The organism is Ruegeria sp. AN6 (assembly GCF_056540425.1).
The window spans coordinates 159,036-171,221 of the sequence record NZ_JBQFWR010000001.1 but is presented as its reverse complement, the minus strand read 5'-3'; the positions used below and the strand labels follow the sequence as shown (position 1 = coordinate 171,221).

Below are 12,186 nucleotides of genomic sequence, written 5' to 3'. Positions count from 1 at the left end.
TCTGGCTAAAAATATCCCCGGGGGAATCGCCCATCGGGCGACGGGGGCAAAGCCCCCTATTCCACGATCACGGCCGTCTCAACGACAGCGTGCAGCAAAACATCCGCCCCGGCTGCAGCCCAATCCTTGCTGATCTCCTCAGCTTCATTATGGCTTAGTCCATCAACGCATGGGCACATCACCATCGCCGTCGGGGCAACTCGATTGATCCAACAGGCATCATGTCCCGCGCCTGAAATGATATCCGTATGGGAATAACCCAACCGTTCAGCAGCGTCGCGCACCGCCGCCACGCAGCCTTCATCGAATTTTACTGGATCAAAGCCGCCAACCTTCTCGAATTCGATCTGCAGTCCCATCTCATTGACGATATCCTCTGCCGCGACACGCAGCCGGTTCTCCATATCAGTGATTACATCCAATTCGGGTGATCTGAAATCGACCGTAAACACCGCCTTTCCCGGGATCACATTGCGCGAGTTCGGGTACACGTCGATATGACCCGCCGCACCAACGGCATGAGGCGCATGTGACCACGCAATCTCATCCACTTTCTCAAGAATACGTGCCATTGCCAGCCCGGCATTCTTACGCATCGGCATCGGAGTAGACCCGGTATGCGCATCCTTGCCAGTCACTGTGACTTGGGTCCAGCTTAGCCCCTGGCCATGCGTGACAACGCCGATATCCTTGCCCTCAGCTTCCAGTATGGGGCCCTGTTCGATGTGCAGCTCAAAGAACGCGTGCATCTTGCGCGCACCCACCTCTTCATCACCGCGCCAGCCGATGCGGTTCAACTCATCCCCGAATTTTTTGCCCTCGGCATCCTCACGATCATAGGCCCAATCCTGCGTGTGCATTCCGGCGAATACGCCCGAAGACAACATCGCAGGCGCGTATCGCGTCCCCTCTTCGTTGGTCCAGTTGGTCGCGACAATGGGGTGCTTGGTCTTGATGCCTAGATCGTTCAGGGTTCGAATGATCTCCAACCCGCCAAGCACGCCCAAAACACCATCATACTTGCCGCCAGTCGGCTGCGTATCCAGATGCGACCCAACATATACCGGCAACGCTTCAGGATCAGCGCCTTCTCGACGGGCGAACATGTTACCCATCTGATCCAATCCCATGGTGCAACCCGCGTCTTCGCACCACTTTTGAAACAATGCGCGCCCTTCGGCATCCTCATCAGTCAACGTCTGGCGATTATTGCCACCCGCCACACCGGGCCCGATCTTGGCCATCTCCATCAGGCTGTCCCATAGCCTGTCGCCATTGATCCTGAGATTCTGCGCCGGAGCTGCCATCTTGTTCTTCCCTGTTGCTTGCGATTTAGCTCGCTTTTGGTGTCTTGATTTGACCATCTGGTCAAACTCACGCTATCACGGGTTCGACATCAGTCAAGAAAATGCATGGTGTTGCCGAAATTTTCGACATATCCGCCACGCAGAAAACCAAAAATAGGCACAGGGAAACATGCCCAAGGACCGCGCGCCAACACGGATTCAGCAAAAAAACCGAGCAGCGATTCTGGACGCTGCCCTGAATGTGTTCTCTGCACATGGATATCGCGGGGCCACCGTTGACCAAATCGCCGCCGAGGCGGGATTGAGCAAACCCAATCTGCTCTATTACTTCCCGTCAAAAGAAGCGATTCACACCGCCCTTCTAACTGGCTTACTTGAGGTATGGTTGGCACCTTTGTACGAGCTTGACGAAAACGGAGAGCCGCTTGAAGAGATCTTATCTTACGTCCGCCGAAAGCTTGAGATGAGTCGCGACCTCCCCCGCGAAAGCCGCCTGTTTGCAAATGAACTGGTTCAGGGAGCGCCCCGCATTCACAATGCTTTATCCAGCGATCTCAAGAAGCTGGTCGATGAAAAAACCGCCATCCTTACCCGTTGGATGGATCAGGGAAAGATTGCGCGCCTGCATCCCTATCATTTGATTTTCTCAATCTGGGCGCTGACCCAGCATTATGCAGATTTTGACGTGCAGGTTCGTGCAATCTTGGGTGACGAAGATCCTTTTGAAGGCGCTGAGACTTTCGTTGATACACTCTATCGCAGACTTCTAACGCCGTAGACGTTACTTCGCCGGTTTTAGTGCCAGAATACGCTTCAAAATCACGATGGTCATGGCCAGAATTATGGTCAAGTCGCCCATTGTATTGACTGTATTGATTTTGGGTACTTTTCCGGCATCCCGTACAATTGCGGTGTACATCTTGGGCTGCTGAACACCTACCGAATGCTCACGTTCGGATGCTTTGATGAATGTGCTAAAGTCCTTAAGAGATTTAACCTTTTTCGTAACTTGGTTCAGAAATCTCTGATCCAGTTGCCGGTCCTCTTTCAACTTCTTGAGCATCTCTTCGATCGAGCGCCGAAGTTTGATCAGTTGCTCCAGATCCTTTTTGAGCTGCTTTTGATGTTTCACGAAATTTTTTGCCGCAAGCGCGTCGCGCTGTTTCGCTTTGGAAAGGGCGACATTCTTCTTGGATGTATCCCGATCAAGCTTTGTGACCCGGTTGCCACCCTTGTTCCGACCCATTGGTGCCGCTGACATGACATGCTCCTTTGATCCTGTCCGTCAGCGGCAGTGTATCACCGAACCGGTTGTAGCGGGATTCCGGTATCTCTTACTCGGCGGCCTTGGCCATCGGATTGTTCGGATGCGTTGTCCAGTTGGCATATTCGGGATTAACCACTTTGCCCGTGCGCGGATCAACCTCTCCGGCCGCCATTGGCTCCATCGAGATACAGCCTTCGACCGGGCAGACATCTACACACAAATTGCAGGCAACGCATTCTTCATCGATGACTTCGAATACCCGATCTGCCGACATCGAAATCGCCTGATGGCTGGTGTCTTCGCAGGCGGCATAGCAGCGGCCACACTTTATACACTGGTCCTGATCAATTTTCGCTTTTGCGATGTAGTTGAGATTCAAATATTGCCAGTCAGTGACATTGGGCACCGCGCGGCCGATCACCTGATCGATGCTGGTATAGCCTTTCTCGTCCATCCATTCTGACAAGCCTGCAGTCAGTTCGTCGATGATCTTAAAGCCATAGGTCATTGCTGCGGTGCAGACCTGAACATTACCACAACCAAGCGAGATAAACTCGGCAGCGTCGCGCCAAGTGGTCACGCCGCCGATGCCCGAGATCGGCAGGCCACGCGTGGCTTCGGCACGCGCAATCTCGGACACCATGGACAAGGCAATCGGCTTCACCGCCGGACCACAATAGCCACCATGGCTGCCTTTGCCGTCAATCGATGGTTCGGGGCTGAACGTATCCAGATCTACACTGGTAATCGAGTTGATCGTGTTGATCAGCGACACCGCATCCGCACCGCCGTTCCTAGCTGCCGCTGCGGGTTTGCGGATATCGGTTATGTTCGGCGTCAGTTTCACGATAACCGGGCGGTCGTAATACTGTTTGCACCACCGGGTCACCATTTCGATATATTCCGGCACCTGTCCTACGGCCGAACCCATGCCGCGCTCGCTCATCCCATGCGGGCAACCGAAATTCAGCTCGATCCCATCCGCGCCAGTTTCAGCCACGCGCGGCAGAATGGCCTTCCAAGCGGCCTCTTCACAGGGCACCATGATCGAGGCGATCAGGGCGCGATCTGGGTAGTCGGCCTTAACACGGGCCATTTCCTCAAGGTTCACCTCAAGTGGCCGGTCGGTGATCAGTTCAATGTTGTTGAGCCCCAACAACCGGCGGTCCGCCCCGTAGATCGCGCCATAACGCGGTCCATTTACGTTCACGACCGGAGGGCCTTCGGACCCCAAAGTCTTCCACACTACGCCACCCCAACCGGCCTCAAAGGCGCGGCGAACATTGTATTCCTTATCCGTCGGTGGCGCGGAGGCCAGCCAATAAGGGTTTGGACTTGAAATTCCCAGAAAGTTTGTTGTTAAATCAGCCATTTATCCGGCCTCCCTGATGCAGGTTTGCATCTTTGTCTTTGAGTTTCACGCGCCCAGACTTGCGTGGATGTCCATCGCGGCATCGCGGCCTTCGGCCACGGCGGTCACGGTCAGGTCTTCGCCACCTGCTGCACAGTCTCCGCCAGCCCACACACCGGTCATCGAGGTGCGTCCTGCCCCGGTCACAGCAATCTTACTGCCATCCAGCGTTAGCCCTTCCGGCGCACCGTCAAGCGTCTGACCGATGGCCTTAAAAACCTGATCGGCAGGCACACGAACGGTTTCTCCTGTACCGGTCAGTCGACCATCATGACTAGCAGTATACTCCAATTCGATCTCAGCCGCGGCTCCATTTCCGTGAATGGCCACAGGTTGAACGTTGCACAGAATACGAACACCGTGCGACGCCGCCAAATCCTGTTCGTACCGGCTGGCACCCATTGCGTCGCGACCTCGGCGATAAGCGATGGTGACATGCTCTGCCCCCAGCAGCTTCGATTTCACTGCCGCGTCTACTGCTGTCATGCCGCCGCCAATCACAACGACATTCCGACCGACTGGGAGATCAGCCAGGTCGCTGGCCTGCCGCACATCTGAGATAAAGTCGACCGCCGGGCGCACCCCGTCTTTATCTACCCCATCTGCACGTAGCGCATTCACCCCTGCCAGTCCGATCGACAGGAACACAGCGTCATAGTTCTGTTGCAGCCCTTCTAGTGAAATCGTCTCACCCAGAACTGAGTCGGTCTCAATCGCGATCCCACCGATTTTCAGCAGCCAGTCGACCTCGGCCTGCGCAAAGTCGTTGGTCGATTTGTACGCCGCAATGCCGTATTCGTTCAGCCCGCCCGGCTTGGGCTTGCCTTCGTGGATCACCACATCATGCCCCAGCATCGCCAGACGGTGGGCACAGGCCAGACCAGCGGGCCCTGCCCCGACCACGGCGACCGTCTTGCCCGTTGGTTCTGCACGCGCGAACGGATGAACGCCCGAGGCCATCACATCGTCGGTTGCATAACGCTGCAGGCGTCCAATCTCGACTGGCTTGCCTTCGGCCGTCTCACGCACGCAAGCCTCTTCACAAAGAGACTCGGTCGGACAAACCCGAGCACACATGCCGCCTAGGATATTCTGTTCCAGAATGGTCTGTCCGGCCGCAGCTGGTTGTCCGGCCTGAATTTGGCGGATGAACAACGGAATATCGATATCCGTCGGACAGGCCGTCACACATGGTGCGTCATAGCAGAAATAGCAACGATCTGCTGCCACGGCTGCCTCATGCGGAGCCAGAGGCGGATGCAGATCGGTGAAATTCGAGGTCAGCTCATCGCTGGAAAGCCGCCCGGAGACGATCCCGGGTGCCATCTGGCCCTGTGCCATCACTCTACTCCCTGTAGATATGTTTGTTATGAGCTTCAGCTTGCCACATTCTGATTTTTTATCAATTAGTAAATTTACCAAATGGTCAAAAAAATAGAAATCCGGGAAAAATGACCCGGATTTCCTTAATAATTGCCCACATTGTTAGCACGTTTGGTGTCAGATCATCCCACTTAGGTGGCCGGATTTGATCCAAACACGGGCTCCACTCTCTCCTGCGATGGCTGTCGAGCGTGATCCAGGTGGTAATCGCAGCCAATCCCAAACACCAAATTCTTCGCCTGTCTCGATAAAGCTGCCTTCGAGAACGAAGACCTCAAGCCCCTTGCCAGAGTCCAGTTCAATTTGCTCACCAGCAGCCCAGCATTGCACCTGAACATCCTCATGCGCATCCTTGAACAAATCGATATCTCCGCCCCCGTTGATGGAACGACGCACTTCGGTGCGGTCTTTGGGGTCGAACTGGTGAAGCTTGACGAGGATCGTCGCGCCTTCGTTGGCCGAAGGAGTGTGAGATGAAGTCGGAGGATTACGCACATAGCTGCCGACCGGAAAATCTCCGGTTTCATCCTGAAACACACCATCCAGCACCAGATATTCCTCGCCTCCGTCATGGGTGTGAGCCGAAAATGCGCTGCCAGGGGCAAAACGCACGATGGTTGTGGCCCGCGCCACTTCCTCGCCAATGCGGTCCAGCATCTTGCGTTCAACGCCGGCAGCCGGTGACGCGACCCATGCGGTTTGATCAAAGTGGACAGCGACCCGCTGTGTGAAATCTGCATTGACGCGCATCTGCAATCCTCCTGCGTTGCTGTCACAATAGATGGGAGCATGACACGGAATTTCAAACCGGGCACGTCTGGGGTTTTGACGCCCTTCACAGCTTGTTGTACTTCCGGTCGAGACCGGTGCCCAATTCCGGCCCGTTTAGAAAGCGCGAAAAGATGCAGGCAAGCCCAACGACGTTCAACATCCTCATCATCGGGCAAAACAACCGTCTGCAATACGAGGCACTATTGTTCGCGGCATCGCTGCGCCATAGCTCACCCGGATTTACCGGACGTTTATTTGTTGGCGTTCCTCAGAAAGGCCCCTTGTGGTCCCAAGACCCGAGCATTCGGGATGAGGACGTGTTGCAAGCCTTGCGGCAATTGGGTGCTGAGATCCTGCCCTTCGAATCGCAAATCTTTGGAGCAAGCTATCCCCACGGCAACAAGATTGAAGCGCTACTGGCGATGCCGGAAGGCGAGCCATTTGTCTTCTTCGACACCGATACATTGATCACCGGTGAAATTGCCGATGTGCCATTTGATTTCAACCGGCCCGGCGCTTCGCTCCGTGTCGAAGGCACATGGCCGAAGCCCACACTTTATGGCCCCGGTTATGACGGCATCTGGCGCGCGCTTTATAACCGCTTTGGGCTGGATTTCGAAAGCTCGCTCGATTCCAGACAGCCACCGGGATATTGGCGACACTACCTGTATTTCAATGCGGGATACTTCTTCTACAAATGCCCTCACCAGTTTGGTCGGCGGTATCTTGATTACGCCCGTACCATTCGGGACGAAGGTATCCCCGAACTCACCGGGCAGGTCCTAGACCCCTGGCTGGATCAGGTGGCATTGCCGCTGGTCATCCACTCGTTCGGCGGTGGTCGGGATGCGCTGCCAAAAGGTCTGCTGGATGGGTCAGTCAGCTGCCATTATCACCTGTTTCCGATGCTCTATGCACGAGAAAGCGATCATGTGGTCGAGGTGCTAGAGACCGTTGTGGCTCCCAACAAGATCAAGAAGGTGCTCAAAGGCTATGATCCGATGAAGAAATTGGTGATCCAGCGCAAAGGCGCAAAAATCCGGGCAATGTTCGACAGGAACAACCTGCCAGCACGCGAACAGGTCATACGCAAGACCATCAAGGCCAAGGGACTTTGGCTGCGGTGACGTGGACATTGTGTGGTGCAAAGCAATGTCCTAGAGATTTACTAACGCACATTCCAACAGGAGATTTCGAAGATGTCTGATGGCCCCACCTATGGTTTTGACACGCTGCAGATTCACGCTGGGGCCCGCCCCGACCCTGCTACCGGCGCGCGTCAGACACCGATCTACCAGACTACGGCCTATGTGTTTCGCGATGCCGACCATGCTGCTGCGTTGTTCAACTTGCAAGAAGTTGGGTTCATCTATTCGCGTCTGACCAACCCGACCGTCGCTGTTTTGCAGGAACGCGTGGCAACGCTTGAGGGCGGCGTCGGCGCTGTCTGCTGTTCCTCGGGTCACGCGGCGCAGATCATGGCGCTATTCCCACTGATGGGTCCGGGCTGCAACGTGGTCGCCTCAACCCGCCTGTACGGGGGTACGGTCACGCAGTTTAGCCAGACCATCAAACGTTTCGGCTGGTCAGCCACATTCGTCGACACCGACGATCTGGACGCCGTAAAAGCCGCCATCGACGAAAACACCCGGGCGGTGTTCTGCGAATCCATCGCCAACCCTGGCGGTTATGTCACTGACATCCGCGCGCTGGCGGACGTCGCAGACGCGGCTGGCATCCCGCTGATCGTCGACAACACCTCGGCCACGCCCTACCTGTGCCGTCCGATCGAGCATGGCGCGACCCTGGTCGTGCATTCAACCACCAAGTACCTGACCGGCAACGGCACAGTCACCGGCGGCTGCATTGTGGATTCGGGTAAGTTTGACTGGTCTGCGAATGACAAATTCCCCTCGCTCAGCGAGCCCGAGACTGCGTATCACGGACTGAAATTCCACGAGACTTTCGGCCCGCTGGCCTTCACCTTCCACGGCATTGCAATCGGTCTGCGCGATCTGGGTATGACCATGAACCCGCAGGCAGCACATTATACCCTTATGGGGATCGAGACACTCTCACTGCGGATGGAGCGACATGTCGAAAACGCCCAGAAGATCGCCGCCTGGCTGGAAGCGGATGATCGCGTGGACTACGTGACCTATGCAGGCCTTCCCTCGTCGCCTTATCATGATCGGGTCAAAGCGCATTACCCGCGCGGGGCCGGTGCGCTATTCACATTTGCGGTCAAGGGCGGATATGACGCCTGCATCAAGCTGGTCAACGCGTTGGAAATCTTCAGTCATGTGGCCAACTTGGGCGATGCGCGCTCGCTGATCATCCACTCTGCCTCGACGACCCACCGTCAGTTGACGCCTGAGCAGCAGGAAGCTGCAGGCGCGGGCCCGGGAGTCGTGCGCGTCTCCATCGGCATCGAAGACGCAGACGATCTGATCGCCGATCTGGATCAAGCGCTGTCCAAGGCGAGCGCCTGAACAGATGGCAGGGCACAACACAAATGAATTGGGCCAGCCTATTGGCTTGCCGGTCACGGGCGAGTTTCCTCGCCCCACCCCGCCTTACACACCGATGCGAGGCCGGTTCTGTTCCGTTGTGCCGCTAGATGTGAACCGGCATGCGCCCGGATTGTACCGGGCGTTTGCCAGTGACACGGATGGCCATAACTGGACCTATCTGCCCTATGGCCCCTTCGCCTCTGAAGCTGATTTCACCACATGGGCGCAGAACAACTGCATGGACGCCGATCCCATGTTCCATACGGTGTTGGATGCCGACGAAACGCCGGTGGGTATGGCCTCGTATTTGCGTGTCGAACCAGCAGCGGGTGCAATCGAGGTGGGCCATATCCATTTCTCACCCCTGCTCCAACGCAAACCGCAATCAACCGAAGTGATGTATCTGATGATGCGACGCGTATTCGATGAGCTTGGCTATCGCCGTTACGAATGGAAATGCGACGCTTTGAACGCACCCTCAAAGCGCGCGGCCGAACGCTTGGGATTTACGTTCGAAGGTATTTTCCGACAAGCGACCCATTACAAAGGGCGTAACCGGGATACCGCTTGGTTCTCGATTATCGACAGCGAATGGCCGCGCATTCGCGCAGCATTCGAGAATTGGCTTGCACCGGGGAATTTCGATGCGGCGGGCCAGCAGCGACAACCGCTGCAAGCCCGCGTTGGAGCGTAGCTTAGTCCGCGATTTCGAACTCCATAGCGATATTGACCGATACAGAAATCTCACCGCCCGCAACCGGAACGCCACCGGCGTCGGACATCACCATTTCGCGCATCTGGGCCATCGGGCGAACGCCCCCACCGTGATCGTTTATCGAAATCACCGGACCCAAAGTCACGCCTGAGGCCTCGGCCAATTGTTGCGCCTTATCGGTTGCGTCTGCGACCGCTTTCGCGCGCGCTTCGGCCTCAAGCGGCTTAGGCTCCTGTACACTGAAGCTCAAGCCGCCAAAATCATTGGCCCCGTCCTTGATGACGGCATCCATAATCTGACCCAGTTTATCCAAATCCCGAACCCGAACAGAAACGCGGTTTGAGGCTGTAAATCCGGTGATCCTGGGTGCTTCGTCGCTTGAGTTTCTGTGCCCAGACCAGACTGGTGACAACGACAGATCGCGGGTCTGCACATCCCGTGATTCCAAGCCCATCTCATCTAACCGTTTTAGAATCTGTGTCACAGCGTCAGAGGTCGCCTGCATCGCAACCGATGCCTGCGCGTCCTGGTTCGTCACGCCAAGCGTTATGGTTGCCATATCCGGCGCAGCCAGGGCCGTTCCGGTTCCACTGACGGTGATGCGACGTTCTTCCGCATGGGCAGGCAACGCCGCGACGGCTGCGGTCATGGCAGCCAGAAAAGCAAGTGTCTTCAAGGTGATCTCTCCTTATGACTTGTCGCTAAGATGGGTGTCATACTCCTTACACGGCAAGGGGGAAACGCGCCTTTTTCTTTCCCTCGGCGAGTTCCTGCTCTAATCTCGTCGGGCAGACATCCAAGCGTTTGCATTGAAGCTGACAATTATGGTTCATCGCGATCATGAAACCCGCCTTTGCGCTGTCATTTTCTGAAAACGGAATTTCCTTGCATCACCAGTCGGATGGAGACTGGTACTGCATTGGCACTATCCCGTTGGATGCACCGGATTTCTCTGATCAGATCCGGACCCTGCGCGATCAGGGATTCGCGCTAGAAAACAACCTAAGCTGCAAGCTCGTGATTCCTTCGGATCAGGTACGTCTTTTGACGGTCGATACCGATGGAATGGATAGCGAAGCGGCAACGCAGAAAGTTGAAGAAACTTTAGCCTCAGCAACGCCATACCAGTTGTCCGAGCTGACCTTTGTCGCAACTCCGAACGGCTCGGACATTCACGTCGCGGCAGTCGCGCAGCAAACTTTGAAAGAAGCGCACTCATTTGCGGTGGAACATGGATTTATCCCTGAAGGGTTCTGGCTTAGTGCCGATGGTGAAGACGCTCTATTAGGGTCCGTTTACGACGTGCCTGCGTCTGAGGTGGACTCCCAGTCAAATGAAATCAGCTCTGCGCTCGTGGCAAAATCGCCGGAAGCCACGCCTGATGAGGCATCGAGTATTCCCATCCATCCCATCGCGGATACCGCTGATCCGACCGCTTTCCGTTCCGCTCAAAGCGCTGAATCGCCCACGATATCTTCGTCGGTAGAGGTGAAAAAATATGTTATTCCGGCGGTTGCTGCATCCGTTCTATTGGGCATGGTACTTGGTCTCTGGTCACTGAACAGCGATGAACCTACGGTCGATGCCCCAGAACCAGTCGTGGCAGAGGCGCCCGTTTTAGTTCCAGAGCCACAGCAAGATGTCCCGACAGCCGTTGAACCCAGCGCACCAGATGTTGCGGAACTCGCAATTGAACCTGAACCCGCCGAGCCGAACACCGGTGACGAAACTGATCTGTCTGCAACTGATGAGGCCATTCTCGAAGCTTTGAAGGTTGCTCCTGAACCGGTTGAAGAAATTGCTGGCCTGCCAGACTTCGGGGCAGAGTTTCATGACTTCACCGGGACCGCGCCTGTTGAACCGAACCCGTTGGCCGAACCACCGCTGGAACAGCTTGCTGATGTCTATCTAACCTCGGTTGATCGCGCTGATCTGTCGACCGACACCGTTGCCCTGCCACCGCATGAAAGCCTCGAAACTGACGAAGCTTTTGAGTTGACCGCCCTGCCCGGCGCCGCGGGTCAGAGGTTTGAGTTGGACGAACGTGGTCTGGTGACGCCGACCGCAGAGGGCACTCTGAATCCAGCCGGTGTGATGGTCTACCTGGGCCGCCCTTCATCGGTGCCTCCGGAATCCCCAACACGGTTTGAGACAGAGCCCGTTGTTGTTGAAGAGGTTGACGAAAGGCTCGCATCAATCCGACCCCGCCCAAGGCCCGACAACCTTGTTGATCAGTTCGAAAGACAACAATTGGGTGGCCGGTCTCGCCAGGAATTGGCTTCGGTGCGACCAAAACTGCGTCCGGAAAGCCTGCAATCCAAGCCCGAGGTTGACGAAACACCAACCGCTCTGGCGGTGGTTCGCGTTCCACGCCCCAAGCCACGCCCTGCGAATATCGCCGCATTGGTTGCCAAGAAACCCAGCACCCAAAGTGCTTCGCTGGGATCGACCGCGAATGTTGCAACCAGCAGTGATGAGGCCGGTTCATTCCAGCCCAGGGCTGTAAAACCCAAGATACCGACAACCGCCTCGGTTGCGCGACAGGCGACCATCGATAATGCCATCAACCTACGCAAGCTCAACCTGATCGGTGTATATGGCACCCCGGCCAATCGCCGTGCCTTGGTACGCCTGCCCAGCGGACGCTATAAGAAGCTGAAAGTGGGTGATCGTATCGATGGTGGGAATGTCGTGGCCATCGGAGATAGCGAATTGCGCTATCAGAAACGCGGTAAGAACATCACCCTCAAGATGCCACGCGGATAAAAGAAGAGCGCCCTGTTTGGTAAACAGTGCGCTCAGTTATTTTCATTGATGTC

Annotated in this window: 11 protein-coding genes; 5 read left to right on the top strand and 6 right to left on the bottom strand. The window is 56.0% G+C overall.

Going from position 1 to position 12,186, the window contains the following annotated elements; genetic code table 11:
- Positions 1-56 precede the first annotated feature (56 nt).
- A complete protein-coding gene (locus ACR0MQ_RS00850) occupies positions 57-1,307 on the bottom strand; it encodes a Zn-dependent hydrolase (protein ID WP_170770490.1) in 1,251 nt (416 codons plus the stop codon).
- A 169-nt stretch (positions 1,308-1,476) separates the two neighbouring features.
- Between ACR0MQ_RS00850 and ACR0MQ_RS00845 the strand changes: the two genes are divergently transcribed.
- On the top strand, positions 1,477-2,085 hold the full coding sequence (locus ACR0MQ_RS00845; RefSeq protein ID WP_170770488.1) for a TetR family transcriptional regulator C-terminal domain-containing protein: 609 nt from the start codon (positions 1,477-1,479) through the stop codon (positions 2,083-2,085).
- 3 nt (positions 2,086-2,088) lie between these two features.
- Here ACR0MQ_RS00845 and ACR0MQ_RS00840 read toward each other — a convergent pair whose 3' ends face one another.
- The 4 genes from ACR0MQ_RS00840 to ACR0MQ_RS00825 all read right to left on the bottom strand — a co-directional run bounded on the left by ACR0MQ_RS00840 (position 2,089) and on the right by ACR0MQ_RS00825 (position 6,118).
- Positions 2,089-2,568, bottom strand: a complete 480-nt coding sequence (locus tag ACR0MQ_RS00840) for a hypothetical protein (protein ID WP_170469489.1) — start codon at positions 2,566-2,568, stop codon at positions 2,089-2,091.
- A gap of 73 nt (positions 2,569-2,641) precedes the next feature.
- Positions 2,642-3,946, bottom strand: a complete 1,305-nt coding sequence (gene preA, locus ACR0MQ_RS00835) for an NAD-dependent dihydropyrimidine dehydrogenase subunit PreA (RefSeq protein WP_170770486.1) — start codon at positions 3,944-3,946, stop codon at positions 2,642-2,644.
- A gap of 45 nt (positions 3,947-3,991) precedes the next feature.
- On the bottom strand, positions 3,992-5,326 hold the full coding sequence (locus tag ACR0MQ_RS00830) for an NAD(P)-dependent oxidoreductase (RefSeq protein WP_480603817.1): 1,335 nt from the start codon (positions 5,324-5,326) through the stop codon (positions 3,992-3,994).
- 159 nt (positions 5,327-5,485) lie between these two features.
- Entirely contained in the window at positions 5,486-6,118 is a 633-nt protein-coding gene (locus ACR0MQ_RS00825) for a cupin domain-containing protein (protein ID WP_480603814.1), read from the bottom strand.
- 152 nt (positions 6,119-6,270) lie between these two features.
- Here ACR0MQ_RS00825 and ACR0MQ_RS00820 point away from each other — a divergent pair, with 152 nt between their 5' ends.
- From ACR0MQ_RS00820 to ACR0MQ_RS00810, 3 genes are all read left to right on the top strand, one after another.
- On the top strand, positions 6,271-7,266 hold the full coding sequence (locus ACR0MQ_RS00820; protein WP_480603811.1) for a hypothetical protein: 996 nt from the start codon (positions 6,271-6,273) through the stop codon (positions 7,264-7,266).
- 72 nt (positions 7,267-7,338) lie between these two features.
- Positions 7,339-8,631 (top strand): O-acetylhomoserine aminocarboxypropyltransferase/cysteine synthase family protein, encoded by a 1,293-nt coding sequence (locus ACR0MQ_RS00815; RefSeq protein WP_170770478.1) that lies wholly within the window; start codon positions 7,339-7,341, stop codon positions 8,629-8,631.
- Between the two features lie 4 nt (positions 8,632-8,635).
- A complete protein-coding gene (locus ACR0MQ_RS00810) occupies positions 8,636-9,346 on the top strand; it encodes a GNAT family N-acetyltransferase (RefSeq protein WP_170770476.1) in 711 nt (236 codons plus the stop codon).
- Between the two features lies 1 nt (position 9,347).
- On the opposite strand, the gene ACR0MQ_RS00805 is transcribed toward ACR0MQ_RS00810, so the two are convergent.
- Entirely contained in the window at positions 9,348-10,043 is a 696-nt protein-coding gene (locus tag ACR0MQ_RS00805) for an SIMPL domain-containing protein (RefSeq protein WP_480603807.1), read from the bottom strand.
- Between the two features lie 164 nt (positions 10,044-10,207).
- On the opposite strand from ACR0MQ_RS00805, the gene ACR0MQ_RS00800 reads away from it, so the two are divergent.
- Positions 10,208-12,133 (top strand): hypothetical protein, encoded by a 1,926-nt coding sequence (locus ACR0MQ_RS00800; protein WP_170776831.1) that lies wholly within the window; start codon positions 10,208-10,210, stop codon positions 12,131-12,133.
- Positions 12,134-12,186 lie beyond the last annotated feature (53 nt).